The sequence below is a fragment of the Arthrobacter sp. ok909 genome, assembly GCF_900104405.1.
GTDB lineage: Bacteria > Actinomycetota > Actinomycetes > Actinomycetales > Micrococcaceae > Arthrobacter > Arthrobacter humicola.
On sequence record NZ_FNJS01000004.1, the window covers coordinates 65,304 to 91,970 of the forward strand.

Annotated in this window: 25 protein-coding genes; 20 read left to right on the forward strand and 5 right to left on the reverse strand. The window is 68.4% G+C overall.

Annotation, left to right across the window (positions count from 1 at the left end):
* Positions 1–681: 681 nt before the first annotated feature.
* Positions 682–945: a DUF6458 family protein gene (locus BLR03_RS04875; protein WP_091250195.1), complete on the reverse strand. Its 264-nt coding sequence runs from the start codon at positions 943–945 to the stop codon at positions 682–684.
* A 300-nt stretch (positions 946–1,245) separates the two neighbouring features.
* Here BLR03_RS04875 and BLR03_RS04880 point away from each other — a divergent pair, with 300 nt between their 5' ends.
* The 12 genes from BLR03_RS04880 (at position 1,246) to BLR03_RS04935 (ending at position 18,191) form a co-directional block, all read left to right on the forward strand.
* Entirely contained in the window at positions 1,246–1,863 is a 618-nt protein-coding gene (locus BLR03_RS04880) for an alpha/beta hydrolase (protein ID WP_091250204.1), read from the forward strand.
* Between the two features lie 150 nt (positions 1,864–2,013).
* The gene (locus BLR03_RS04885) at positions 2,014–3,060 is read left to right on the forward strand and encodes a LacI family DNA-binding transcriptional regulator (protein ID WP_091250207.1); all 1,047 of its coding nucleotides are present in this window, start codon (positions 2,014–2,016) and stop codon (positions 3,058–3,060) included.
* A gap of 227 nt (positions 3,061–3,287) precedes the next feature.
* Positions 3,288–4,031 (forward strand): HAD family hydrolase, encoded by a 744-nt coding sequence (locus BLR03_RS04890; RefSeq protein ID WP_091250209.1) that lies wholly within the window; start codon positions 3,288–3,290, stop codon positions 4,029–4,031.
* A gap of 83 nt (positions 4,032–4,114) precedes the next feature.
* Complete coding sequence (locus tag BLR03_RS04895) at positions 4,115–6,445, forward strand: glycoside hydrolase family 65 protein (protein WP_091250212.1); 2,331 nt, start codon at positions 4,115–4,117, stop codon at positions 6,443–6,445.
* A gap of 237 nt (positions 6,446–6,682) precedes the next feature.
* Positions 6,683–8,056 carry an NAD-dependent succinate-semialdehyde dehydrogenase gene (locus BLR03_RS04900; RefSeq protein ID WP_091250215.1) on the forward strand — a complete coding sequence of 458 codons (1,374 nt, stop codon included), beginning with the start codon at positions 6,683–6,685 and terminating at the stop codon, positions 8,054–8,056.
* Between the two features lie 102 nt (positions 8,057–8,158).
* Positions 8,159–9,043: a hypothetical protein gene (locus BLR03_RS04905; protein ID WP_091250218.1), complete on the forward strand. Its 885-nt coding sequence runs from the start codon at positions 8,159–8,161 to the stop codon at positions 9,041–9,043.
* The gene (locus BLR03_RS04910; protein ID WP_091250221.1) at positions 9,034–9,783 is read left to right on the forward strand and encodes a LamB/YcsF family protein; all 750 of its coding nucleotides are present in this window, start codon (positions 9,034–9,036) and stop codon (positions 9,781–9,783) included. Before BLR03_RS04905 ends, BLR03_RS04910 begins: the two co-directional genes overlap by 10 nt.
* A gap of 201 nt (positions 9,784–9,984) precedes the next feature.
* A complete protein-coding gene (locus BLR03_RS04915) occupies positions 9,985–13,695 on the forward strand; it encodes a nitrate reductase subunit alpha (RefSeq protein ID WP_091250224.1) in 3,711 nt (1,236 codons plus the stop codon).
* A complete protein-coding gene (gene narH / locus BLR03_RS04920) occupies positions 13,695–15,440 on the forward strand; it encodes a nitrate reductase subunit beta (protein ID WP_091250227.1) in 1,746 nt (581 codons plus the stop codon). Before BLR03_RS04915 ends, narH begins: the two co-directional genes overlap by 1 nt.
* Positions 15,437–16,057, forward strand: coding sequence for a nitrate reductase molybdenum cofactor assembly chaperone (narJ, locus tag BLR03_RS04925; protein WP_091250230.1), 621 nt, complete (start codon positions 15,437–15,439; stop codon positions 16,055–16,057). The genes narH and narJ overlap by 4 nt, the downstream gene beginning before the upstream one ends.
* Position 16,058: 1 nt before the next feature.
* Positions 16,059–16,886, forward strand: coding sequence for a respiratory nitrate reductase subunit gamma (gene narI, locus BLR03_RS04930; protein ID WP_091250233.1), 828 nt, complete (start codon positions 16,059–16,061; stop codon positions 16,884–16,886).
* Between the two features lie 81 nt (positions 16,887–16,967).
* Positions 16,968–18,191, forward strand: coding sequence for an MFS transporter (locus BLR03_RS04935; RefSeq protein ID WP_091250236.1), 1,224 nt, complete (start codon positions 16,968–16,970; stop codon positions 18,189–18,191).
* Between the two features lie 62 nt (positions 18,192–18,253).
* On the opposite strand, the gene BLR03_RS04940 is transcribed toward BLR03_RS04935, so the two are convergent.
* The gene (locus tag BLR03_RS04940; protein ID WP_091250239.1) at positions 18,254–19,591 is read right to left on the reverse strand and encodes a DUF445 domain-containing protein; all 1,338 of its coding nucleotides are present in this window, start codon (positions 19,589–19,591) and stop codon (positions 18,254–18,256) included.
* A gap of 50 nt (positions 19,592–19,641) precedes the next feature.
* Here BLR03_RS04940 and BLR03_RS04945 point away from each other — a divergent pair, with 50 nt between their 5' ends.
* The 6 genes from BLR03_RS04945 (at position 19,642) to BLR03_RS04970 (ending at position 23,239) form a co-directional block, all read left to right on the forward strand.
* Positions 19,642–20,541, forward strand: a complete 900-nt coding sequence (locus BLR03_RS04945; protein WP_091250242.1) for a glycerophosphodiester phosphodiesterase — start codon at positions 19,642–19,644, stop codon at positions 20,539–20,541.
* Between the two features lie 66 nt (positions 20,542–20,607).
* On the forward strand, positions 20,608–21,054 hold the full coding sequence (locus tag BLR03_RS04950; RefSeq protein WP_091250599.1) for a DoxX family protein: 447 nt from the start codon (positions 20,608–20,610) through the stop codon (positions 21,052–21,054).
* Complete coding sequence (locus BLR03_RS04955; protein WP_254788164.1) at positions 21,015–21,848, forward strand: AzlC family ABC transporter permease; 834 nt, start codon at positions 21,015–21,017, stop codon at positions 21,846–21,848. Before BLR03_RS04950 ends, BLR03_RS04955 begins: the two co-directional genes overlap by 40 nt.
* A complete protein-coding gene (locus tag BLR03_RS04960) occupies positions 21,845–22,156 on the forward strand; it encodes an AzlD domain-containing protein (protein ID WP_091250245.1) in 312 nt (103 codons plus the stop codon). The genes BLR03_RS04955 and BLR03_RS04960 overlap by 4 nt, the downstream gene beginning before the upstream one ends.
* Positions 22,157–22,319: 163 nt before the next feature.
* Positions 22,320–22,511 carry a hypothetical protein gene (locus BLR03_RS04965; protein ID WP_091250248.1) on the forward strand — a complete coding sequence of 64 codons (192 nt, stop codon included), beginning with the start codon at positions 22,320–22,322 and terminating at the stop codon, positions 22,509–22,511.
* On the forward strand, positions 22,511–23,239 hold the full coding sequence (locus BLR03_RS04970; RefSeq protein ID WP_091250251.1) for a GAF and ANTAR domain-containing protein: 729 nt from the start codon (positions 22,511–22,513) through the stop codon (positions 23,237–23,239). The genes BLR03_RS04965 and BLR03_RS04970 overlap by 1 nt, the downstream gene beginning before the upstream one ends.
* 40 nt (positions 23,240–23,279) lie before the next feature.
* On the opposite strand, the gene BLR03_RS04975 is transcribed toward BLR03_RS04970, so the two are convergent.
* The 3 genes from BLR03_RS04975 to BLR03_RS04985 are packed head-to-tail and all read right to left on the reverse strand — an operon-like array spanning position 23,280 to position 25,336.
* Complete coding sequence (locus BLR03_RS04975) at positions 23,280–24,209, reverse strand: NADP-dependent oxidoreductase (protein ID WP_091250254.1); 930 nt, start codon at positions 24,207–24,209, stop codon at positions 23,280–23,282.
* A gap of 41 nt (positions 24,210–24,250) precedes the next feature.
* Positions 24,251–24,667 carry a YkvA family protein gene (locus BLR03_RS04980; RefSeq protein ID WP_091250257.1) on the reverse strand — a complete coding sequence of 139 codons (417 nt, stop codon included), beginning with the start codon at positions 24,665–24,667 and terminating at the stop codon, positions 24,251–24,253.
* A 36-nt stretch (positions 24,668–24,703) separates the two neighbouring features.
* Positions 24,704–25,336 carry a TetR/AcrR family transcriptional regulator gene (locus tag BLR03_RS04985; RefSeq protein ID WP_091250260.1) on the reverse strand — a complete coding sequence of 211 codons (633 nt, stop codon included), beginning with the start codon at positions 25,334–25,336 and terminating at the stop codon, positions 24,704–24,706.
* Between the two features lie 174 nt (positions 25,337–25,510).
* Here BLR03_RS04985 and BLR03_RS04990 point away from each other — a divergent pair, with 174 nt between their 5' ends.
* Both BLR03_RS04990 and BLR03_RS04995 read left to right on the forward strand, forming a co-directional pair.
* Positions 25,511–25,852 (forward strand): thiamine-binding protein, encoded by a 342-nt coding sequence (locus tag BLR03_RS04990; RefSeq protein ID WP_091250263.1) that lies wholly within the window; start codon positions 25,511–25,513, stop codon positions 25,850–25,852.
* A gap of 32 nt (positions 25,853–25,884) precedes the next feature.
* Positions 25,885–26,562, forward strand: coding sequence for an O-methyltransferase (locus BLR03_RS04995; RefSeq protein WP_091250266.1), 678 nt, complete (start codon positions 25,885–25,887; stop codon positions 26,560–26,562).
* The last annotated feature ends 105 nt before the right edge of the window (positions 26,563–26,667 follow it).

Consider the following 26,667-nt stretch of genomic DNA (forward strand, 5'->3'; position numbering starts at 1 on the left):
TTGGGTATATGTCCGTTGCTCGCGCCGGGGGTTGGGCATGTGCTGCGCTCGGGCCGGGCTCCGGGGGGCATGTCCAGTGGTGGTGTCGAGGATTGGGCGTGTGCGCTCTGGACTGACGTTCGGGGTTGGCCTGGGAGCGGGAGATCCGGGGGACATGTCCAGTGCTCGCGCCGGGGAGTGGGCAATTTGGGTATATGTCCGTTGCTCGCGCCGGGGAGTGGGCAATTTGGGTATATGTCCGTTGCTCGCGCCGGGGGTTGGGCATGTGCTGCGCTCGGGCCGGGCTCCGGGGGGCATGTCCAGTGGTGGTGTCGAGGATTGGGCGTGTGCGCTCTGGACTGACGTTCGGGGTTGGCCTGGGAGCGGGAGATCCGGGGGACATGTCCAGTGCTCGCGCCGGGGAGTGGGCAATTTGGGTATATGTCCGTTGCTCGCGCCGGGGAGTGGGCAATTTGGGTATATGTCCGTTGCTCGCGCCGGGGGTTGGGCATGTGCTGCGCTCGGGTTGGCCTGCGGGCGGGAGATCCGCGGGACATGTCCAGTGGTGGCGCCGAGGATTGGGCATGTGCGGTCTGGGTGGCTGCTTGGGGGGAAACATGGCGGAAGCCGGGCCCGACTTTGAAGTCCGGCCCGGCTTCCCGGTCGTTGGATTCCGTGCCTTGCAGGCTGCGCGGGTAGGGCTCAGATGCCGGCGTCGCGGCTCTCATTGCGGGTGATGGTCTCGCCGGTGTTGGGGTCCACTACCGTGCGGCTTTCGCTGACGCGGCGGGTGCGGCCGCGTCCGGGGGAGGCGAGGACGAGTGATGCGATGAGTCCGATAACTCCCACCACCATCAGGATGTAGCCGATCATGGCCTGGTTCACATTGGGGATCAGTCCCGGGGTGACGGCCCAGGCGAGGATGGCGCCGAGGGCGATGAGGAAGATTGCGGAACCGATTCTCATGAAGTGCTCCTTGGTGCCCTGTGGGGCGGATGGGGAATGATAAGCATGCTGTCCAGCGTCACGCTACAACCCCGCCCGGGCTGTTTCAATGAAGCGCAGTCCGCGTCGCCGGGAATTTTCCGCACCGTTTCCGGACCGCCGCGCCGCTTTCGGGAGGCCGCCCCGCGGATCCGGGGTGCGAGAATCCGGTTCCGTAGTAGAATCCCCGGCAGGGCCAGGTCTCCGAGCAAGTGTCGGCCCCGATCCTCAGGAGCGGACCCCGCGCCCGGAGCGCGCGGCAGGTCTGGATAGGCTGAGCCCATGGAGACGGTCGTCTGGTCAAAGCCCGAACACGAACGCGCCGGCACGCCGTTGCTGGTGATGCTGCACGGCTACGGCACGGACGAATCCCGCATGGCCAAGCTGTTCGGTTCCCTGCCGCCGGAGTTTAGCTGCGCCGCCCTGCGCGGGCCCAAGGGTATCGGCGACCACTACGGCTGGTTCCTCCTGGACTACTTCCTCACGCATGACTTTGCCGACGTCATCGCCTCCACGAACTCGGTGTTCGCGTGGATCGAGTCGGTCAAGGCCCGGCACAGCAGTGTCAGCCTGCTCGGATTTTCGCAGGGCATGGCCATGGCCAGCACGCTTCTGCGGCTCCGGCCGGAACAGTTCCGCGCGGTCGTGGGCCTCTCGGGCTTTGTCCTGGACAACGAACTCCTGGCCATGAGCGAATCCTTCACCTCCCGGCCACCGTTCTTTTGGGGCCGGGACAGGGGCGACGTCGTCATCAACGACGCCGCCACGGAGCACACCGAGGAGTGGCTCCACCGGAACACCCAGCTCACGGCCCGGACCTACCCCGGCATGGGCCATTCGATTTCGAAGGCGGAGCTCGTGGATGTCAGCGCGTTCCTGCGCCACTACGTCCTGCGCTGACCGGACCGCTGACCTGCGCTGACCGGGCCGCTGACCATCCGCCGGGCAGCCTGGATCGTCCACTTGCATGCCAAATTTGTAAGCGTTTACAATCGACCTCGGCCATGAAGACCGGGCCCACTACTTCAGGGGGAAGAAAGGGCTGAGCCCGTGCCGCAGGCCAAGACCTCGCGCGTGACCATCCAGGACGTCGCCGCGCTCTCCGGGCTCTCCATCTGCACCGTCTCCCGTGCGCTCCGGCAGCTTCCCAACGTCTCCGAACACGCCAGGGCGCGGGTCAATGCCGCGGCGGCCCAGCTCGGCTACAAAGCCTCGTCCGCAGCATCCCGGCTCGCCGGCGGCAGCACCGGCTCGGTGGCCATCATCGCCCCGACCGCCACGGCCTGGTTCTTTGCCCGGGCTGTGGAAGCTGCCGAGGAAGTTCTTGCCGACGGCGGCTATGACACCGTCCTGATCAGCCTCCGGAACCGGCCCACCGTGCAGCAGAAACTCTTCGGCGACCTCGCCGGCCTGGCGCAGCGCGTGGACGGCGTCCTGCTGCTCAACATTGCCCTCGGTGAGGCCGAAATGGCCGCGCTCGCTGCATCGGGCCTCGCCGTGGCCAGCGTCGGGATGCACGACGTCCCGTGGGACAACGTGGGCGTCGACAACGAGGAGGCCGCCCGCGCGGCCACGAACCACCTGCTGGGACTGGGCCACACGGACCTTGCCATCCTCGCCGGCAGCGAAACCGGCGCGCCCTCCCTCGTGACCGCCAGCGAACGGCGCAGGGGCTTCGAACTGGCCCTTTCCGACCACGGCCTCACAGCCGATCCTCACCTTGTGGTCGACGCCGGATCCAGCATCGGGGGCGGCCGGCTGGCCATGGTGGAGCTCATGGAGAACCGCCGTATGCCGTCCGCGATCTTCGCCGGCTGCGACGAAACCGCATTCGGCGCGCTCATGGCCTTGCGGGAGTTCGGTTTGTCAGCGCCGGAAAACGTGTCCATCATAGGAATAGACGATCATCAGATGAGTTGGTTCCTGGGCCTGACCACAATGGCCCAGCCCGTGGCCGACCAGGGCGCTTTCGCGGCCAGCCTGCTGATTGACAGACTTCATCGCTCGGGCCTCCCCAATCCGCCACCGGCAGGGCCGCCGTCGAGCCATCTGCTGGAAACGAAACTGGTAGAACGCACGAGCACAATCCCCCGCTGAACCGGCTGAACCGGCTGAACCGGCTGAACCGGCTGAACCGGCTGAACCCAAGTCAACCGGATGGCTCCCGGCGCCGAGCCCTCAGCAGAGCACCACGGGCAGCGGCCGCCCTGGTCGCACCGAATGACCTCAACATCCGGTCTCAGCCAACGCCCGTGAACCGGGCACCTCAAAGAGTTTTGAACAACACCGTCTTGCATGCCCGCCGTCTGAAAGGACTTTGACCCATGACTTCAGTTCCCGATACCTCCGGCCTCGCCGGTGCGCTTTCCGGCGCTTCCGCCATTCTTTTTGACCTCGACGGCGTCCTGACGCCCACCGCGGTGGTGCACGAGCATGCCTGGCAACAGCTTTTCGACGGTTTCCTGGCCTCGGTTCCCGACGCCGCCCCGTACCGGGAGAGCGACTACTTCGACCACATCGACGGCAAGCCGCGGTTCGACGGCGTCCGGGACTTCCTGGCCTCCCGCGGGATTGTGCTGCCCGAGGGGCCGGCGGACGACGATCCCGACCACGACACCGTTCACGGACTCGGCAACCGCAAGAACAAGGTCTTCAACGACATCGTCGAAGCCGGCGGAGTCCAGCCGTACGAGGGCTCCGTCCGCTTCGTCGACGCCGCACTGGCCCGCGGGCTCAAGCTCGCCGTCGTCTCCTCCTCCCGCAACGCCCCGGCCGTGCTCAAGGCAGCCGGATTGTCCGATTACTTCCCGGTGGTGGTCGACGGCGTCGTCGCGGTCACCGAGGGCCTGCCCGGCAAGCCCAGCCCGGCCACCTACGAATACGCCGCGCGCCTCCTGGGACTGCCGAGCGATCAGTGCGTCGTGGTGGAGGACGCCGTCTCCGGCGTCCAGGCCGGCAGCGCGGGAAACTTCCGCTCAGTGATCGGCGTCGACCGCGGCGCCGGCCGGCAGACCCTGCTCGACGCCGGCGCCACGGTAGTGGTCAACGACCTCGCCGAACTGCTCTAGCCCGGCGCCCGTTCCCGGCCGCCCCGCACCGCCTGCCCGCAGCAACCTCCCGCACCGTTCACCCCCGAAGGAACCCCTCAACCATGGCTCTCATCACCTCGGACCGCGCCCGGTTCCCCAACGATCCCTGGCAGCTGATCGAGACCGTCCACCTTCCCGGCAATGCCGGCACCCTGGAGACCCTGTTCAGCCTGGGCAACGGGCATCTGGGGATCCGCGGCGCGCACTGGGCCGCCGCCGACGCCGAGCTTCCCGGCAGCTTCATCAACGGCTTCCACGAGACCTGGGACATCAAGCATGCGGAGAACGCCTACGGGTTCGCCCGGACCGGGCAGCGGATCCTGTACGTCCCGGATGCCAACAACTTCACCGTGATCATCGACGGCGAGCCGCTGAGCCTGGAGGAGTCCACGGTGCTGGACTACCGCCGCAGCGTGGACTTCGCCACCGGCCTCTATGAATGCCGGATCACGTGGCAGTGCCGCTCCGGCGCCACCGTGACCACCACCGAGCGCCGCGCCGTCGGCTACGCATCGCGCGGCGCGCTGGGCATCAGCCTCGAGGTGGCGGCCGACCGTGACATCTCCGCGGATGTGACGTCCTCGGTGATCAACCGCCAGGACCAGCCGGTGGAGGACCACTCCGCTCACGACCCGCGCCGTGCCGGCCGCCACGCCGGGCGGGTGCTGCTGCCGTTGCGGCTCGACGGCGGCGACGGTTCCCTGCGCCTGTCCTGGGAGGCCGCGGAATCCAAGCAGCGGCTCGGGATGGCCGTGGATCACTGGACCTCGGCCGGGGTGCAGCCGTTCGACACCCTGGTGGACCAGGACGACAGCAGCGTCCGCTACGTGCTCGCCGTCAGCGCGGATGAGCCGTTCGTGCTGGAGAAGAGCGTCAGCTACGCCGTGGGCCAGGCCGCCGAGGACCTCGCGGATAACGCCGAAGCCGGCCTCAAGCCGGTCAGCGAGATTTTCGCCCAGAGCGAGGCCCACTACCGCGCCTACTGGACGACGAGCGACATCGTGGTGGTGGGTCAGACCGAGCTTCAGCAGGCCGTCCGCTGGAACCTGTTCCAGCTCGCCCAGGCCACAGCCTGCGCCGATGTGGCCGGCATCCCGGCCAAGGGAGTGTCCGGTTCCGGCTATGAGGGCCACTACTTCTGGGACCAGGAGGTGTACCTGCTGCCTTACCTGACCTACACCAACCCAGGCAACGCCCGCCAGGTCCTGGAATTCCGCCACGACCTCCTGCCCGAGGCCAAGATCCGGGCCAAGGAGCTCAGCGTCGACGGCGCCCTGTTCCCCTGGCGGACCATCAACGGCCTCGAAGCCAGCGCCTACTACGCGGCCGGGACCGCCCAGTTCCACATCGCCGCCGCAATCGCCTTCGCGACCAACCGGTACATCTGGGCCAGCGGGGACCGGACATTCCAGGAAACCCTCGGCGCCGAACTGCTGATCGAAACCGCCCGGATGTGGGTGTCCCTGGGCTTCTTCGGCAAGGACGGGCTCTTCCACATCCACGGCGTCACCGGCCCGGACGAATACACCGCGGTGGTCAACGACAACCTCTACACCAACGTCATGGCCCGCTTTAACCTCCGTGCCGCCGCCGCCCTGGACCACCCCGAGATCGGCGACGCCGAACGCGAGCTCTGGGAACAGGCCGCGAACCGGATGCAGCTGCCCTACGACGAGGACCTTCAGGTCCACTCCCAGGACAACGACTTCATGACCCTGGAGCCGTGGGACTGGACCACGCCCCGGTCCAAGTACCCGCTCCTGCTGCACTTCCACCCGCTGGTGATCTACCGGCACCAGGTCCTGAAACAGGCCGACACCGTGCTGGCCATGTTCCTGCAGTGGCAGGACTTCACGGCAGAGGAAAAGCGCCGCGCCTTCGATTTCTACGACCCCATCACCACCGGCGACTCCACCCTGTCCGCCTGCGTCCAGGGCATCATGGCCGCCGAGGTCGGCTACGGCAACGCCGCGCTGGACCACTTCACCCACGCCCTCTTCATCGACCTCGACGACACCCACGGCAACACGATCGACGGGGTGCACATCGCCTCCACCGGCGGCGTATGGAGCTCGCTGGTCAGCGGCTTCGCCGGCCTGCGGGACCAGGGCGCCGTGCCGTACTTCGACCCGCGTCTGCCCGCCGAATGGGACGGACTCGAGTTCCACCTGAAAATCCAGGGCCGCCTCCTGCACGTCGGGCTCGAACAGGGCTCCATCACCCTGACCGTCCGCGACGGCGCACCGCTGGAGGTCGACGTGCGCGGGGAACTGCTCACCGTGGGCGCCGACCCGGTCCGGGTTCCGCTCGCCCCGGTCGCGGCCCCCGAACCCACCATCTTCCCCAGCGGCCTCCCGACGGCGTCGATCCCGGTGGTGCGGGCCGCGGTCTGAGCCGCCGCCGCCGCCCGGGCGGTGCGCCCGGGTGGCGTTGCGCCGCCGTGCCGTGAGCGTCGGCTCTCGCGGAATAGTCAGCGCGGCATCGGGGTTGCCGCCTAACGGGACCGGTTCTGCTCATGAGGCAGGCTGGCCCCGTGCACTGGGCGGAGACCGACGCCGGCGCCGTACCGGCGCCCCGACGGCCTGCGCCTGATTCGGCTCGACTAGCCACGAAACGGAGATGGTGGATCAATGACTGCCTACAAGACAGTGAACCCCGCAACCGGAGAAACGCTGAAGGAATTCCCGGCTGCAACCGCAGCCGAGGTGGAGCAGGCGCTCGCCGCCTCGCACGAGGCCTTCCGCGCCTGGCGCTCCGGCCCCGCCGAAGACAGGGCGAAGATTCTGGCGCGCGTCGCCGAGCTGTACCTGGAACGCCAGGACGAACTCGCCCGGCTGATCAGCACCGAAATGGGCAAGCCGCTGGCCCAGTCCCGCGGTGAAGTGAAGCTTGTTGCCGATATCTTTTCCTACTACGCCACCGAGGGCCCCGGATTCCTCAAGGACGAGCCGCTGAACGTCAGGGGCGGCGGCGAGGCCGTGGTCCGCTCCGCTCCGGTGGGACCGCTGCTGGGCATCATGCCGTGGAATTACCCCTACTACCAGGTGGCACGGTTCGCCGCTCCGAACCTGGTTCTTGGCAACACGATCCTGCTCAAGCACGCCGGAAGCTGCCCGCAGTCCGCCCTGGCAATCGAACAGATCTTCAAAGACGCCGGTCTCCCGGACGGCGCCTACATCAACCTGTTCCTGACCAACGAGCAGGTCGCGGAAATCATCGCGGATGACCGTCTCCAGGGTGTATCGCTCACCGGGAGCGAGCGGGCCGGTTCCGCTGTCGCCGAGGTGGCCGGGCGGAGCCTGAAAAAGTATGTCCTGGAACTTGGCGGCAGTGACCCGTTCATCGTGCTTGATTCCGAGGACCTGGACGCCACCGTCAAGGCGGCTGTCGGCGGCCGCATGGGTAACGCCGGGCAGGCCTGCACGGCGTCCAAGCGGTTCATTGTGGTGGAAGACCTGTACGACGCCTTTGTGGAGAAGTTCACGGCGCGCATGGCCAGGATCAAGCCGGGAGACCCGCTGCAGGCCGACACGACGTTCGGCCCCCTGTCCTCCCAAAGCGCTGCCGACGGCCTCGTTGAGCAGATCCAGGATCCCGTGGACAAGGGCGCCAGCCTCCGGACGGGCGGACACCACGTGGACGGTCCGGGAGCGTTCGTTGAACCGACCGTTCTGACCGACGTGACGCCGGACATGCGCGCGTTCTCCGAGGAACTCTTCGGTCCCGCCGCGGTCATCTACAAGGTGGCGAATGCGGCCGAGGCGATCGAACTGGCCAACGGCTCCCCGTACGGCCTGGGCGGCTCGGTGTTCAGCGCCGACGTGGCCAGGGCCCAGGAGGTCGCGGACCAGCTGGATACCGGCATGGTGTTCATCAACTCGGTGGCCCAGACCCAGGCGGACCTGCCGTTCGGGGGCGTCAAGCGCTCCGGCGTCGGCCGTGAACTGGGCCGGTTCGGCATGGACGAGTTCGTCAACAAGAAGCTCATCCGCACTCCGCGCTAGCCACCCGGACCGTCCGCCGCCGGCGGGGCCGGGGCTGAGTCTGCCCGGCGCGTGCCCTAGTGTTAAGTGAACTTACTTTTACGGTTCCGACGAGAGGCGATCATGGCCAAGCGCAGCAACCCGGCAATGAAGATTGCCCAGGAAACAGCCCACAGCGCGATGTTCGACGCCGCCGGTCAGCCCCGGCCGGGCCTTCACAACGTGCTCCTTCGCGCTGTTGAAGTCCAGCGCCCGCTGGTGCTGGCCAATATCCGCAGGCTCCATCGCAGGCACCCGCAGGCCTCGTCGGCGCAGCTCGCCGCGATCCTGGAACGTGATTACCTGCTGGCCGTCACCGGTGGCGGGGCGCTGGTCGGCGGAGCGGCTGTGATCCCGGGCGTCGGGACCGCGGCAGCACTGGGACTCTCAGCCGCGGCGGCCGTCGGCTTCCTGGAGGCTACCGCACTGTACTCCACGGCGCTGGCCGAACTGCACGGCGTGCGGATGGTGGATCCGGACCGGGCGAGCACGCTCGTCATGGCTATCATGCTGGGCGAGGAAGGCACGGAGCTGTTGAGCTCGCTGAGCGGACAGGCAGCCGGCCGGGGCAACGGCCCGTCCCAGGCCTGGACCGCCGCCTTCACCCGGCGCGTTCCCCTCGCCGGCTTCGGCACCGTACGCGAGCGGATCCAGACGATGTTCCTGCGCTCCCTGCTGAAGAAGCAGGGCACGGCCTGGTTGGGCCGTGCCCTGCCCTTCGGCGTCGGCGCCGTCGTGGGCGGCGTCGGCAACCGGCTGATGGCCCGCGCGGTCGTCGCCAACGCCAAGGAAGCGTTCGGTCCCATACCGGACACGATTCCGGGAGAACTGCGGGCCCTGGCGCAAACGTCCGGGCCGGCCGCGCTGTACGAGGCGCCGGACGATGACCGGGACACGCCGCCGGACAGCGGCGCCCGGAACGTCTCAGCGAAGGCTTCAACGAAGGATGGCGGCACGTTTTGGATCTGAACGCTGACCTGGGGGAGTCCTTCGGGACCTGGACCATGGGTGACGACGCCGCCATGTTCCCGCTTGTCACGAGCGCCAGCGTGGCCTGCGGCCTGCACGCCGGCGACCCCGTGACCATGCTGGACACCTGCCGGGCCGCGTACGAGCTCGACGTCCGGGTGGGGGCCCACATCGGCTACCCGGACCTGCCCGGGTTCGGCCTCCGCGCCCTGGACATGACCTTCGATGATCTCTTCGGTGCCGTGCTGTACCAGCTCGGCGCCCTCGACGGAGTGGCGCACGCGGTCGGCGCCTCGGTGGACTACGTCAAGATGCACGGGGCGCTGTATGACCGCACCGTGCGCGACGCCGAGCAGTCGTCCGCCGTGATCGCCGCAATCCAGGCCTATGATCCCGGACTGCCCGTTCTCGGCTTCCCGGGCTCCGCCCTGCTGGGCATCGCCAAGGAAGCCGGCCACCCCGTGTTCTCCGAAGCCTTCGCCGACCGCGCCTACCTCCCGGACGGCGCCCTCGTGCCGCGCTCACAGGACGGTGCCGTGCTGGACGACGCCGGCCGGATCGCCGAGCGGGCGGTGCGCCTGGCAACGACGGGCGAAGTCGAGGCCGTCGACGGCACCGTGCTCCGGTTGGCGCCGGACTCGCTGTGCCTGCACGGCGACACGCCGGGATCCCTGGCCGCAGCCACCGCGGTGCGTGCGGCGCTGGAGGCGGCCGGCGTCGAACTGGAGAGTTTCGCCTGAACAGCAAGCCCTGAACAGTGAGCCCTGAACAGCGAGCCCTGAACAGCAAGCCCTGGACAGCGAGCCTGAGCGGGAAGCTTCCCACCACGTGCCGTGACCCGCGGCGCAGGGCGGGCAGCTCCCGCCCGACACCGCTCTGGCGGTGCCGCCCAGTGTCCTAAGGCCCTATCCGGGCCAGATGCCGCACCCTAGCTTGAGGGCATGACTGCCGGAGGCTCCGCGGGGTTGGACGGACCCGCCTCGGATGCAATGTTGAAGCTGGGCCGATTCTTCACGAAATGGGACCAGACGGACGACGGCAGGGCGGTGTTCCGGGAGGGCGGCCGCAAGGGCGACATTTTCTACCGGGACCGCTGGAGCCATGACAAGGTGGTCCGGTCCACCCACGGGGTGAACTGCACCGGCTCCTGCTCGTGGAAGGTGTACGTCAAGGACGGCATCATCACGTGGGAATCGCAGCAGACCGACTACCCCTCCGTGGACCCGGACAGCCCGGAATATGAGCCGCGGGGCTGCCCGCGCGGGGCGGCCTTCTCCTGGTACACCTACTCGCCCACGCGCGTGAGGTTCCCCTATGCCCGGGGTGTCCTCGTGGAGATGTACCGCGAGGCCAAGGCCCGGCTGGGGGACCCGGTGCTGGCCTTTGCCGACGTCGTGGGTGACCCCGAACGGCGCCGCCGCTACCAGCAGGCGCGCGGCAAGGGCGGCCTGGTCCGCGTCTCCTGGCAGGAAGCGATCGAAATCGCCGCCGCCGCGCACGTGAACACCATCAAGGCCTACGGCCCGGACCGCTGTGCCGGCTTCTCGCCCATCCCGGCGATGTCCATGGTCTCGCATGCCGTCGGGACCCGCTTCATCCAGCTGATCGGCGGGGTGATGACGTCCTTCTACGACTGGTACGCCGACCTCCCCGTGGCCAGCCCCCAGGTGTTCGGGGACCAGACCGACGTCCCGGAATCCGGGGACTGGTGGGACGCCCGCTACCTCATGATGTGGGGCTCCAACGTCCCCGTGACCCGAACCCCCGACGCGCACTGGATGGCCGAGGTCCGGTACCGCGGCACCAAGGTGGTGACGGTCAGCCCGGACTATGCGGACAACACCAAGTTCGCCGACGAATGGCTCCCCGCCCAGGCCGGAACGGACGCGGCGCTGGCCATGGCAATGGGGCACGTCATGCTCAAGGAATTCTTCGTCGAACGCGACGTGCCGTTCTTCTCCGACTACGTCCGCCAGTACACCGACCTGCCGTTCCTGGTCCGGCTTGAAAGGCGCGACGACGGCTCCCTCACCCCGTCCAAGTTCCTCACCGCCCGGGACCTCCCGGCCGAAGCCGGGGCTGAGGACGCGGCATTCCGCACCGTGCTGTTCGACAAGAAGACCGGACGCCCGGCGGTCCCCAACGGCTCCATGGGGTTCCGCTACTCCGGCAGCGGCGAGGGCAAATGGAACCTGGACCTCGAAGGGATCGAACCGGCGCTGTCGCTGCTCGAAGTCTCCCGGGCGAGCGCCGAGATCCTGCTGCCGTGCTTCGAGGACGCGGACGGCACCGGCAGCGTGCTGCGGCGCGGGGTGCCCGTCCTGGAGGTGGAGGGCCACCTGGTCACCACCGTGTTCGACCTCATGCTGGCCCAGTACGGGGTGGGCCGCGACGGGCTCCCGGGGGCGTGGGCCGCCGGCTATGACGACGCCGCGACGCCGTACACCCCGGCCTGGCAGGAGGAAATCACCTCCGTCCCGGCGCAGGCGTGCATCCGGGTGGCGCGGGAGTTCGCCCGGAATGCCGAGCAGTCCAAGGGCCGGTCCATGATCATCATGGGCGCCGGAATCTGCCAGTGGTTCCACGGCGACGCCACCTACCGGGCGGTCCTGGCCCTCGTGATGCTGACCGGTTGCATGGGCCGCAACGGAGGCGGCTGGGCGCACTACGTCGGCCAGGAAAAGACGCGCCCCGCCACCGGCTGGGTGTCCCTCGCGAATGCGCTGGACTGGTCCCGGCCGCCGCGGACCATGATCGGCACCGGCTACTGGTACATGCACACGGACCAATGGCGGCAGGACGGCTACTCCGCGGACGCGCTGAAATCCCCGCTCTCCACCGGAAACCTGGACGGCATGCACACCGCGGACGCCCTGGCCCAGTCCGCCCGGCTCGGCTGGATGCCGTTCTACCCGCAGTTCGACCGGAACCCGCTGGACCTCGCGGACGAGGCGGAGGCCGCCGTCGCCGCCGGCACCGCGAAAGACACCCCCGGCTACATCGCCGACGCCCTGAAGAACCGCACCCTCAACCCGGCGATCGAGGACGTCGACGCCCCGGAAAACTGGCCTCGGACCCTCGTGCTGTGGCGCTCCAACCTCTTCGGCTCCTCGGCCAAGGGCAACGAATACTTCCTGCGGAACCTGCTGGGCACCCACAACAACGTCCTGGGCAAGGACCACGGCGAGGGGCTCAAACCCAAGGACGTGAAATGGCACCAGCAGGAGCCGGAAGGAAAACTGGACCTCCTGGTCTCAGCGGACTTCCGGATGACCTCCACCACGCTGCTATCCGACGTCGTGTTCCCGGCCGCCACCTGGTACGAGAAACACGATCTGTCCTCCACCGACATGCACCCCTTCGTGCACGCCTTTACACCCGCGATCGACCCGCCGTGGGAGACCAAAACGGACTTCGACACCTTCCACCTGCTGGCCCGGGAGTTCTCCCTGCAGGCCAAAACCCACCTGGGCGTCCGCCGCGACCTGGTGAGCGTGCCGCTGCAGCACGACACCCCCGGCCAGCTCGCCCAGCCCGGCGGCATCGTGCGGGACTGGCGGGACACGTCCATCCCCGCAGTCCCGGGGCAGAACATGCCCGTTTTTTCCGTGGTGGAGCGGGACTACACCGCCATCGCGGACAAGCTCGCCGCCGTCGGGCCGCTCGCCGACAAACTCGGCTTCACGGTCAAGAACGTCACCTACAAACTCGCCGGCCCGCTGGACCGGCTCAGCCGCTCCAACGGGGTGATGCTCGGCGGTGCCGCGGACGGCCGCCCCGCCATCGACACCGACGCGAAAATGGCCGAGGCCATCCTCGCCTTCTCCGGCACGACCAACGGCGCCCTGGCCGTCCAGGGCTTCAAGGACCTGGAAGCCCGCACCGGCCGGAAACTGGCGGATCTGTCCGAGGGCTCCGAGGAAAAATTCATCACCTTCGCCCAGACCCAGGCCGGCCCGGTTCCGGTGATCACCTCGCCGGAATGGTCCGGCTCCGAGACCGGCGGCCGGCGCTACGCACCCTTCACCATCAACGTGGAGCGGCTCAAGCCGTGGCACACCCTGACCGGGCGGATGCATTTCTTCCTCGACCACGACTGGATGATCGATATCGGCGAGTCCCTGCCGATCTACCGGCCGCCGCTGGACATGCACCGGCTCTTCGGCGAGCCCAAACTCGGCCAGGACGGGAAACTGGAGGTGGTGGTCCGCTACCTGACCCCGCACTCCAAATGGTCCATCCACTCCGAATACCAGGACAACCTGCTGATGCTCTCGCTCTCCCGCGGCGGCCCGACCGTCTGGATGAGCCCGGCCGACGCGGCGGCGATCGAGGTCAAGGACAACGACTGGGTGGAGTGCCTGAACATCAACGGCGTCCTGGTGGCCCGGGCCATCGTCAGCCACCGGATGCCGGCCGGCGTGGTCTATGTGCACCACGCGCAGGAACGCACCATCGACGTGCCCAAGTCCGAGGCCACCGGCCGCCGCGGCGGCATCCACAACTCGGTGACCCGGCTGCTGGTCAAGCCCTCGCACCTGATCGGCGGCTACGCGCAGCTCGCCTACGCGTTCAACTACCTCGGCCCCACCGGAAACCAGCGCGACATGGTGGCCACCGTCCGCCGTCGTTCCCAGGAGGTGCAGTACTGATGCGAGTCATGGCTCAAATGGGCATGGTCATGAACCTGGACAAATGCATCGGCTGCCACACCTGCTCCGTGACCTGCAAGCAGGCGTGGACCAACCGTGCGGGCACCGAATACGTCTGGTTCAACAACGTGGAAACCCGGCCCGGCCAGGGGTATCCGCGCCGCTACGAGGACCAGGAGAAGTGGCGCGGCGGCTGGGTGCTGAACAAGCACGGCAAGCTGGTCCTCAAAGCCGGCGGCCGGGTCAAGAAGCTCTTCGGGATCTTCGCCAGCCCGGTCCAGCCCGAGCTCAAGGACTACTACGAACCGTGGACCTACGACTACAAGACCCTTGTGGACGCGCCCCTGGGCGACGACTTCCCCGTGGCCCGGCCCAAGTCCCTGATCACCGGTGAGGACACCAAGGTCACCTGGTCCGCGAACTGGGACGATGACCTGGGCGGTTCGACGGAAAACGGCCACCTCGACCCGATCGTGGAGAAAGTCCGCCGGGAATCCGAAGACAAGATCAAGTTCGCCTACGAACAGACCTTCATGTTCTACCTGCCGCGGATCTGCGAGCACTGCCTCAACCCGTCCTGCATGGCCTCCTGCCCCTCCGGAGCGATCTACAAGCGCGTGGAGGACGGGATTGTCCTGGTGGACCAGGACAAGTGCCGCGGCTGGCGCCAATGCGTCACGGGCTGCCCCTATAAGAAGATCTATTTCAACCACAAGACCGGCAAGGCCGAGAAGTGCACCTTCTGCTACCCGCGGGTGGAGGTGGGGTTGCCGACGGTCTGCTCGGAGACGTGCGTAGGCCGGTTGCGGTATCTGGGGCTGTTTTTGTACGACGCCGACGCGGTCACCGCGGCGGCCTCGGTGACCGACCCCCGGGAACTGTACGACGCCCAGATGGACGTGCTGCTGGACCCGGATGACCCCGCCGTGCAGGCCGAGGCGCGGGCCCAGGGCATCCCGGAGGACTGGATCGACGCCGCCCGGCGTTCGCCGGTCTACGCACTGGCCAAGGTCTACAAGGTTGCCCTGCCGTTGCACCCCGAGTACCGCACCATGCCGATGGTCTGGTACGTGCCGCCGCTGTCCCCTGTCGTGGACCTGCTGCGGGACCAGGGCCACGACGGCGAGGACGCCGGCAACCTGTTCGGCGCCATCGACGCGCTGCGCATCCCGGTGGAATACCTCGCGGAGCTGTTCACCGCCGGGGACTCGGACCGGGTCACCGCGGTGCTGAAAAAGCTTGCGGCGATGCGCTCCTTCATGCGCGGCATCAGCCTCGGCAACGACCCCGACGACTCCATCCCCGAAGCCGTGGGGATGGACAGCCAGACCATGTACGAGATGTACCGGCTGATGGCGATCGCCAAATATGAGGAGCGCTATGTCATCCCGAAGGCCCACGTCGAGCAGGCGCACGATCTCGAGGAGATGGGCTGCTCGCTCGACTTCGAGGGCGGCCCCGGCATGCAGGATTCCGCCCCGTTCGGCGAGGCCAGCGGCAGGCCCGTCCCGGTAGCGGTGGAAACCTTCAAAGCCCTCCGCGACCGGCAGACCTCCGGCTCCGCGCCCGGCGAAACCACCCTGCGCGGCAGGGTGAACCTGCTCAACTGGGACGGCACCGGAGCACCCTCCGGGCTTTTTCCGGAAAAAGCGCTGTTTCCGGCAAAACCGCCCCCAGCGACACCCGACGGCCCCGCGGACTCCGCCGGCCCCGGAGACCCTGCTCCGGACGGGGACCAGCCATGACCCGCCGCCAGCAGGTCGTCTACCTCGCGGCCGCCTGGTGCCTGTCCTACCCGGACGATGAACTGATCGGCAGGGTGCCGCTGATGCGGGCGGCGCTGGCCGAGTTTCCCGGCGCCACGGCGGACTTCGTCGAGGTCCTGGACCGGCTGGAGGCCACGCCGCCGATCCAGAGCCAGGCCCACTACGTGCGCGAGTTCGACCTCGGCAAGCGCCACGCGCTGCACCTGTCCTACTGGACGGACGGGGACACGCGGCGCCGCGGCGAGGTGCTGGGCAACTTCAAGAAGACCTACCGGCAAAGTGACGTCCTGGTGGACACCCACGGGGAACTGCCCGACTACCTGCCGATGGTCCTGGAATACGCCGCCCTGGTGGACCTCGGGGCCGGACGCGAATTGCTGACCCGCTTCCGGGCGAGCCTGGAGATGCTCCGGTTCGGGCTGCTCCGGGACGAGCTTCCGCACGCCCGGATCCTGCAGGCCGTCTGCGCCACGCTGCCCGGGAAATCGCCCGCGGACGAGCAGGCCGTGATGCGGATGGCCGGCTACGGGCCGCCGACCGAAGCGGTGGGCCTGGACCCGTACGATCCGCGCCTGCTGCCCGTGAAGGGGGCCTGAGATGGACATCCCCGCACGGGACAACACTGCACTGGACATCGTGCTCTGGGGCGTACTGCCCTACGTCATGGTCGTGGTGTTGGTGGGCGGCCTTATCTGGCGCTACAAGTACGACCAGTTCGGCTGGACCACGCGGTCCTCCCAGCTCTACGAGTCCAGGCTGCTGCGGATCGCCTCTCCGCTGTTCCATTTTGGCCTGCTGGCTGTGATCGCGGGTCACTTCTTCGGCCTGGTCATTCCGATGGCGTGGACCCAGGCGGCCGGGATGAGCCAGGAGTTCTACCACTTCAACGCCCTGCTGGTCGGCGGGATCGCCGGAGCGGGAACCCTGGGCGGAATCCTCCTGCTGATCTACCGCCGACGGACCACCGGGCCCGTCTTCATGGCCACCACCAAGAACGACAAAACCATGTATCTGGTACTCACCGCGGCCATTGTGTTCGGGCTGTGGACCACCCTGGCCAGTGTCTTCGAGGGCGAGCACGGGCACAACTACCGCGAGACCGTGGCTCCATGGTTCCGCTCCCTGTTCGTCTTCCAGCCCGACGTCGGAGCCATGGCCGCCGCGCCCTTTTCCTTCCACCTGCACACCCTGGTGGGTATGGCGCTGTTCGTGATCTGGCCGTTCACCCGCCTGGTCCACGCTTTCACGGCGCCGTTCCACTACCTCTTCCGCCCCTACATCGTCTACCGTTCGCGGGACCGGGACACCGGCGGGGCCGGAGCCAAAGGGACAGCCGGCGCCGCCGGCGCCCGCAGCTCCACCGTCGCCACGCGGCGGGGCTGGTCCGCCGTCGGAACCCGGGACCGGGACACCAGGAACCGGTGAACCGGCGCGCGGCTGTCCTGTCGAACTGCGTCACTGTCCTGCATTGCCCACTTGCGTTGCTGATCTGAAAAGGAGCCCACCGTGGCCGGAGCAGTGTCCCCGTCCGTCGCCGCCCCGGCGGGCCGGGCGCTCAATCTGGTGCTGGCCACCTCGACCTCGGTGGTGTGCTTCTGGGCCTGGAACTCCATCGCCACGCTGAGCGCGTTCTACACCCAGCACCTGCACCTCAACCCGGCCGCCACCGGGGTGCTCGTGGCCATGCCCGTCTTCGTCGGCTCGCTCGGGCGGATCGTCGTCGGTGCCCTGACGGACAAGTACGGCGGCCGCGCCATGTTCACGTTTGTCCTGCTGGCCTCCATCGTCCCGATCCTGCTCGTGGCCGTCGGCGGCAGCCTCGACTCGTTCGCGCTGGTGCTGGGTGCCGGGGTGCTGCTGGGGGTCGCCGGAACCGTCTTCGCCGTCGGGATCCCCTTCGTCAGCGCCTGGTACGAGCCCGCCCGGCGGGGTTTCGCCACCGGCGTCTTCGGTGCGGGCATGGGCGGGACGGCCCTGGCGGCCTTCCTGAACCCGCGGCTGGTCGCCGGAATCGGCTACGTTCCCACTCACCTGCTGATCGCCGCGATCCTCGCGGTCATGGCCGTCATCGTCTGGTTCCGGCTGAAGGAGGCGCCGGGCTGGACCCGCAGCAACGCGCCGGTGGTGCCCAAGCTGCTCGACGCCGCGAAGACCCTGGTCACCTGGAAGTTGTGCTTCCTCTACGCCGTCCTGTTCGGGGGTTTCGTTTCCTTCGCCACGTATCTGCCCACGTACCTGCGGGATGTCTACGCCTTCGATCCCAGCGCGGCCGGCGCCCGCACCGCGGGGTTTGCGCTCGCCGCCGTGCTGGCGAGGCCAGTGGGCGGGGTGCTGGCAGACAAGGTGGGGCCCAAGCCGGTGGTGATCGTCGCGCTCGCCGGCGTCGCCGTGCTTGCCTGGGTGGTGAACCTGCAGCCCGACGGCGACGTCCCCGCCGGCCTGACGTTTGTTGCCATGGCTGCGGCGCTGGGCCTGGGCACGGGCGGGGTGTTCGCCTGGGTGGGTGTGCTCGCGCCGCAGGGCAAAGTCGGCAGCATCAGCGGTGTGGTCAGCGCGGCCGGCGGCCTGGGCGGCTACTTCCCGCCGCTGATCATGGGTGCCACGTACGACGCCGCAACGCACAGCTACTCGATCGGTCTCCTGCTGCTCGTGGCCACAGCGCTCGCGGCGCTGGTCTTTACGATCTTCGCCATGCAGGGCCGGACCAAGGTGAAGGTCGCGCCAGCCTAGCCTGAACCGCCGGCCGGGCCTGGCCGCCTGAACCGCCGCCCGGGGGCGGTCCGAGGAGCTTGCTAGCCGAACAGCAGGGTCGCCACGGTGAAGATGGCCAGCCCGGCCAGGGCACCCACCACCGTGCCGTTGATGCGGATGAACTGCAGGTCCTTGCCCACCTGTAGCTCGATCTTCTGGGAGGTTTCCTCTGCGTCCCAGCGGGCCACGGTGTCCGTGATGACGCCGGCGATGTCCGAGCGGTAGGTCTTCACCAGGTAGGCCGCGGCGTCGCCGATCCAGGCGTTCACCTTGCCGGCGAGCTCGGGATCGACCACCAGGCGGGTGCCGAAGTCATGGACGGCCGCCTTGAATTTGATGGTCAGCTCGCTGTGCGGATCATCGACGGCGGTGAGCAGCGCCGTCTTGATGGTGTCCCAGGTGCGGGAGGCGAGCTCCCGGACCTCCGGGTCGCCGAGGACCTGGGCCTTGATGCCCTCGGCCCGGGCGATCATGACGGGATCGTGCTGCAGGTCCTGCGCGAGTTCCTTGAGGTATTTGTCGATCGACAGGCGCACCTGGTGCTGCGGATCGGACTGCACGGCGCGGGTGAACTTGAGGATCTCCACGTACACTTTGTCGCCCACCAGCCCGTCCACGAACGACGGCACCCAGGTCGGGGAACGGTCGGTGACCAGCCTGTTGACCGTCTCCTGGTTGTCCCGCACCCAGTCCACGGCGCGGTCCACGAGCAGGTCCACCAGCGCGTGGTGGTGCCCGTCGTTGAAGACCCGCTCAGCGAGCCGGCCCACCGGCGGCCCCCACGGCGGGGTGAGCAGGTGCTTGCGGACCATGGCCTCGATCACGGCCTGGACGTCGTCGTCGTTGAGGACCTTGAACGCGCCGCGGATCACGGCGGCACCCTCCTTGGCGACCCGGTCCGGGCCGCCCGGGCTGGACAGCCAGGCGCCGGCCTTGCGGGCAATGTCCGCGGACGCCAGCTTCTCCTGGACCACCTGCTCGGAGAGGAAATTGGTTTCCACGAAGTCGCCCAGCGAGGCGCCGATCTGGTCCTTGCGGCGCGGGATAATCGCGGTATGCGGGATCTTGATTCCCATGGGGTATTTGAACAGGGCCGTGACGGCGAACCAGTCGGCCAGGGCCCCCACCATGCCGCCCTCGGCCGCGGCGCGGACGTATTCGAGCCATGGATAGTACTTCTGCAGGGCGAACGCGATGACGAAGATGACGGCCATGACGATCAGGAGCGAGAGGGCCAGGAGCTTCATCCGGCGCAGCGCCGCGGCCTTGTCGGCGTCACTGGACGCAGCGGGACGCCGTCCGGCGGGACCGTCCGGCTGCACGCCGCCCGGAAGTCCCGCGGCACCGGTCAGGGAAGTTGGCTCAGTATTCACCTGCATGAGCCCAGCCTAGCCCCGCCGGGGAGCCGGCCGTCCGCTAACGTGGCACCATGACGACTGTCGTGTCCGCCTCCGCCCGTCCTCTGGTCTATGCCCACCGGGGCTCCAGCGAAGCCTTCGCCGAGCACACCCGGGCCGCGTACCTGCAGGCAATCGCCGACGGCGCCGACGGCGTGGAGTGCGACGTGCACCTGACCCGGGACCAGCACGCGGTGCTGCTGCACGATGCCACCCTGGACCGTACCTCGGACGGCACCGGGCAGGTCGCGGACCGGACGCTGGAAGAGCTCCGGCTCCTGGACTTCTCCTCCTGGAAAGGGGCACGGATCCCGGAAGCCTATGGTGCCAGGTCCGAGCAGTTCCTGACCCTGCCGGACCTGCTTGAAATCCTGCGCGCTGCGGGCCGCGGGATCGGCTTGGCAATTGAGTTCAAGCACCCCAGCCCGTACCATCTCGGACTCGAGGACCGGGTCCTGGAACTCCTGAGGGACGAGGGCTGGGATCCGGAAACGTCGATGCTGGACAACATAAGACTTTCCTTCATGAGCTTCAGCCCCGACGCCGTCAAGCACCTGCTCGAGTCGGCGCCGGCGGAGGCCGTGTGCCAGCTTGTGGACGATGTCAACGTGGCGGACATCCGTGAGGAACTGGGTCTGGGCGCACTGACCGGCGGCGCCCTGGCCAATGTCATGAAGGCCGCACAGGTCGAAGCCGAACGGATCCTGGACGCGGCTGAGACCGGCATTGCCGGCCCTGGCATCGGGTACGTCCGTGCGCACCCCGGGACCGTGCAGCGCTGGCTCGGCTCGGGACGAAAGTTCCGGGTGTGGACCGTCGACGCCGAGGACGACGTCAAGCTGTGCAGGGAACTCGGGATCCACGAGATCACCACAAACTGTCCGGCCCGGGTCCTGTCCCAACTCATGGCGGACAGCCGGCCCCTCCGGTAAGCCGCCGGGGTGTCGCGGATCCCCGGCGGATTACGGCCGGCGTGGCCGCTGTGGTTGAGTGGTTGCATGCCATTTCGCTGGTCCGGCCGGGCCTCCCAGACGCTGTCCGCGGCGGCGATGAGCGCGCTGCTGCTCGCCAGTGCCGCCAAGCACTTCCGTGAACCCGAGTTCTTCCACCCGGTGGTCCCGGATATCCTGTGCCGTGACGATTCCGGCGGCCAGCCGAACGGCCCGCTGGCGGTACTTTCACGTGAGGAATGGGTGGCAGCGAGCGGCCTGCTGGAAGCGGCTGCCGCCGTCGGGCTCCTGATCCCGGCCACGCGGCCGGCCACCGCCGTCGGTGTGACGGCGATGTTCACCGCGTTCCTGGCCGGCCACGTTGACGCCCTGCGGAAGGCCTTTGGCCCGGACGGCACGCCGGGCCGGCGCCGGCTGCACACCGTGCGCCTCCCGCTTCAAGCGCCCCTCATCGCATGGGCCTGGACCCTGACGCGGCGGGACCGGCGGCGGTGAAAATCCTGCAGTCGCCGGCAGTGCGGATCGGCCTGTCGATCAGCATTGCCACCGGCCTCTACGGCGTCTCCTTCGGCGCGCTCTCCGTCACGTCCGGCCTTGATTTCTGGCAGACCATGGCATTGAGCCTGCTGCTGTTCAGCGGCGGCTCGCAGTTCGCCTTCATCGGCGTGGTAGCCGGCGGCGGGTCCGGCGTCGCCGCCATGAGCGCCGCGACGCTGCTGGGCATGCGCAACGGAATCTACGGGATGCAGATCAACGCCCTGCTGCAGCCGCGCGGGTGGCGCAGGTTCGCCGCGGCCCAACTGACCATCGACGAGTCGACCGCCACCAGCACGGGACAAACGGACCCGGCTGAGCAGAAGCGCGGATTCTGGACCGCCGGGATCGGCGTGTTCGTGCTCTGGAACCTGTTCACGGCCCTCGGCGCGCTCGCCGGCGGTGCTCTCGGGGACCCCAAACAATGGGGACTCGACGGCGCCGCCGTAGCAGCCTTCCTGGGACTGCTTTGGCCGCGGCTCAAAGGCAGGGAACCGGTGGCCATCGCCGCGGTCTGCGCGCTGGCCACCGTGCTTGCCGTGCCTTTCGTACCCCCGGGCGTGCCGATCCTCGTCGCCGCCGTCGTGGCGGCCGGGATCGGTTGGTTCAGCCATGGCCGCAGCGACGAAGGCCTCGAGCCCGACGTCGACCCCTACGCCGAACACCACGCGCACCACCACAGTGGCCATCCCGGAGAGCACTCCGGCGGCCGCCCTGAAGACCGTACCGAAGACCGCCCTGGAGAGAACGCATGAACCTCTGGATGTGGCTGATCCTCTCCTGTCTGTTGGCGTATGCCTGGAAGCTGCTCGGCTACCTGGTGCCGGCCAGCCTGCTCCGCAATCCGCGGATGTCCAGGATTGCCGGGACCATGACGATCGGGCTGCTGGCATCCCTGACGGTGGTCAACGCCGTCGCCTCCGGCCAGTCACTTGCCCTGGACGCCCGGCTGGGCGCACTGGCCGCGGCGGCCGTTGCGTTGTGGTTCCGGGCGCCGTTCCTGGTGGTGGTGATCGCCGGTGCCGCCGCGGCCGCCGGCCTGCGGCTGCTGGGCTGGGACTGACTCCTTCGGCGGGGACGCGGCGGGGACGCTCGGCTGTGCCAAGGACCGGCCTGCGTCTGCCCGGACGCACCCGTTGACGCGAATTTTCCTACGTGACGCGGGGCGGGGCGGGAATGGTCTTTAGTCCCTACTTGCAGCCGGTATCGCGTGGGACCATTCGAACATGAGTGAACATGACGACCCGGAGGCTGCGGAGCCACGCAAAGATCAGCACTCCAAGCAGCACGAGCCGTTTGTTTCCGCAGGGGCTGAATCCACCAGGGAACTGCGAGAGATGGCGCGACGTCGCCGGGAAGCCGAAGAGAAGCTGCAGCACCACCTTCTCGAGGCCAAAGAGAAACCGGTCGAGGAATAGTGCCGGGCGCCCGGCTGTCCGAGCACCTCCAGGATCTGGTGCTTGAAAATGCCAGCATCGACGAGTTCCTGCAGGAGTTGTCCGGCGCAATAGCCGAGTTTGGTGAATCCGTGGCTGGCTGCCGGATGGTCAGTTCGGTCCGCCTTGTCCGCGACGGGCAGCCGGCCGTCCTGGCCGGCAGCGATCCCGCGGCGCTGGCACTGGAGCAGCTCCAGGACCGCGCGGCGGGCCCGGCCCTGGATGTCTTGGAGACCGGCCGGGCAGCCTTGCTGGCCGGTGGCACCACGGAGCCGAGGCTGGACCGTTACCGGCGGACGGCGGCCCGGTGGGGGATCCGTAGCGTCCTCAGCGTGCCGGTGGCCCTGGACCAGGGCGCCGCGGCCGCCCTGACGTATCTCGCCGCCGACCCGGACGCCTTCGACGACGGGACAGCCGCCAGCTGCGAGGCGTTTGCTACCACCGCCGGGAAGTCCATGCGCCTGGCCGTGCGCCTGGGAACCGTCCAGGACATGAACGCCGATCTGCTCCAGGCCATGAAGTCGCGAACCACCATCAACCTTGCGTCCGGCATCCTCATGGCCCAGAGCCGGTGCTCGCAGGCCGAGGCCTTCACGCTGCTCAGCAAGGTCTCGAACAACCGCAACGTCAAGCTCCGGCTCGTGGCTGAGGAGATCCTGCGCCGGTTTGAGTCCGGACCCTACTCCACCGACTTCGGCACGCGGGCCTGAAGCCGGCAGCAGCAAACAGCGGGGGCGAGCTGCCGGCGGGTCAGTCGGCGTCGTCGACTTTCACGATGATCTTCCCCCGGGTGTGGCCCTCCATGTTGAGCCGGAACGCCTCGGCGGCCTGATCCAGCGGGAACGTCCGGGCCACCTCGACCTTGAGTCGGCGCTCGTCCACGAGCCGCGCCAGGCGCTCCAGGTCGGCCCCGACGGGATTCACCCACATCCACGTGCCGCCGTGCTGCTCCACCGCGCTGTCCGCGATGGAGGCATGCCGTCCGCCCTCGGCGAGGACCGCCAGGGTGGTGTCAAGGTTGTCGCCCACGAAGTCGGCAACGACGTCGGCGCCGCCGGGCGCCAGCGCGCGGACACGGTCCGCCAGGCCCTCGCCATAGGTGACCGGTTCCGCGCCGAGGGCACGGAGGAAATCATGGTTCTTTTCGGAGGCGGTCGCAATCACGCGGGCGCCGAGCGCCGCCGCGATCTGGATTCCCAGCGAGCCCACGCCGCCGGCGCCGCCGTGGATCAGGACAGTGTCTGCGGTCTTGACGCCCAGCCGGGTCAGGACCTGGTAGGCGGTCAGCCCGGCGAGCGGAAGCCCTGCTGACTCGTCCCAGTCCAGGGATTCCGGTTTCCGGGCCAGGAGCCGCTCGGGCAACGCAATGTACTCGGCGAAACTGCCGCCGTGGACGAAGTCCTTGCGGCCGTAGGAGATGACTTCATCGCCGGGCCGGAACTCCGGGGTGTCGATGCCCACGGACTCCACGACCCCCGCCACGTCCCAGCCTGGAATGGCCGGGAACTGAAGGTCCATCATCGAGTCGAGGTAGCCCGCCATGATCTTCCAGTCGACGGGGTTCACGGACGCCGCCTTGACCTTCACCAGGACCATTCCGGGCCCCACTTTCGGCAGGGGCTGTTCCGTCAGTTCAAGGACGTCAGGGTTTCCGTACTGGCTGTATGTCATCGCTCTCATGATCTACGACAACCACCTCCTGCGCGATGGTATTCCGGCGGTCAGGCGGCCGTCCCGAGCCCGGCGAGCCGCAGCATGACGGACAGTCCTTCCGGGGTGCCGGGCCAGTGGCGCCGGACGGCGCCGGCACCGGCGCGGGCCACTACCGAGCGCAGCACGAGTGCCACGATCACGACGTCGTCCGCGTATCCGATCACCGGTATGAAATCCGGAACGAGATCGATGGGGGAGGCAAGGTAGACGAGCAGGAGAGCCAGCCGAACCCGGACGCCCACCGCCACCGAGCGGTCGGCCAGCAGGCGTCGGATGAGCCGCAGCAGGTCCGGCAGCAGCCGCAGGGCGTCCTTCATGGTGACGGTCTCGGGGTGCCGGCGGGCATAGGCCCACAGCAGCAGCAACAGGATCCCGTAGACCACCAGCACGCCGCCGATGACCCCGGCGAGGGTTTCCCATCCCATAGGCAACAGCTTACCTACCTGGCCAGGGACGCTTCTCTAGCCAAGAACGGCGTCGAACGCGGTGCCCGGCAGCGGAGCCTGGGGCGGGAGCGCCCGGTCCGGCCGCTCCGTCCGGATGGCGTCCTCGACCAGGGCCACCGGGCGCCGCCACGCGTCGGATCCCGGCTCCATCGTGTCCACGACGCCGATCAACATGGCCAGGAGCCGGATCATGTCCGTCATGGAAATATCGCTGCGCAGGGTGCCCTGGCCCTGCCCTCGGCCCAGGAGCACGGCGATGGATTCGATCAGGCCCCCGGTGATCCCTGTCAGCAGCCCGCGGCGGCCTGCGACGGCGCCCAGGAGGTTGGCTTCCTCGCTGGCAACCCGCATGGTGGCTTCGATGACCCGGAAAAGTCCGGCGGCGGCGTCCGGATCGGCCAGGGCCTGGTCGATGGCCGGATCCACCTGGAGCCGGAGCTGCCGGTTCAGGGCCGCGAGCACCAGTTCTTCCTTATCCGCAAAGTTCCGGAAGAGGGTGGCCGGCCCCACACCGGCGGTGACGGCGATGGTCTGCAGCGGCACTTCGGGCCCGTGCTCGCGGAAGCACTGCCGGGCCGCGGAGATGATCTTGTCCACGTTGCGCGCGGCGTCGGCGCGAAGCGGCCTGCGGTCTACTGCCCGGTTCATTTGCCTAGGGTAGCAATGCGCGCGGCGAGCGAAGCGGTTACCGCCGGGTAGTGCGTTATGTGACGAGTTCCGCCCCAAATCCGCCCGCCCCGGTGGCGGAAGCGCGTGAAAGACTGGTCCGGGCAGCCCGAAAATTCCCCCCGGCTGTCCGGACCGAGTGAAGGGACCCATCACATGCTCGTCGCATTCTCCGTAGCACCCTCCGGCGACCCCGCCAGCGGCCAGGCGCCCGGTGACGCCTCGGTCCACGACGCCGTCGCTGCCGCCGTGCGGATCGTCCGGGAGTCCGGGCTGCCCAACCGGACGAGTTCCATGTTCACCGAGATCGAGGGCGAGTGGGACGAGGTCATGGATGTCGTCAAACGTGCCACCGACGCCGTGGGCGCTTACGGCTCCCGCGTTTCGCTGGTCCTCAAAGCGGACATCCGGCCCGGGTACAGCGGCGAGCTGACCGGCAAGGTCGAGCGGCTGGAAAACGCCATCGGCGGGCAGGACACAGTAGGCCAGGAACTGTAGCGCCGGGGCGGGGCGGCTGGGACACTGGGGGCATGATCGAGCATCAGCCCACCCCCGGCTGGATTGCCGTCGAGAGCTTCCTCTCCGACGTCGTGGTCCGCCCGGACAGTGCGCTTCAGCGCGCCGTGACCAGCGCCCTTGAGGCGGGCATGCCGCCCATCGAAGTGGCACCCAACTCCGGCAAACTCCTGAAACTGCTGGTCCAGCTCTCCGGCGCACGGCGAGTCCTGGAGATCGGCACGCTGGCCGGCTTCAGCACCATCTGGATGGCCCAGGGACTGCCAGACGAGGGCCGCCTGGTCACCTGCGAGTACCTCCCCAAGCACGCCCGTATCGCGCGCGCCAACATCGACAACGCCGGCCTGGGCCACAAGGTGGACATCCGGATCGGCGCGGCGCTGGACACCCTGCACGCGCTGGAAAGCGAGGCCGGGCCACCCTTCGACTTCGTGTTCATCGACGCCGACAAGGAAAACAACCCCCAATACCTGGACTGGGCCATCCGGCTCGGGAGGCCCGGCACCACCATCGTGATGGACAACGTCGTGTGGGAAGGTGCCGTGCTGGACGCGTCCATGGACACGGTGAACGCCCCGGGAATCATCAGTGCGCTACAGATGCTCGGCGACGACCCCCGGCTGGACGGGACCGTCATGCAGACCGTCGGTTCGAAGGGCTGGGACGGGTTCGCCCTCGCGATCGTCCGCTAGGTACGGCCGGCCGTGCGAGATGCTGCCGTGCCAGAGGCAGCCGTGGCGGGGCCGGACGCCCAGCACCAAGTGCTAAGTATGCTTAGATTGCTTGGCGGCGGCCCG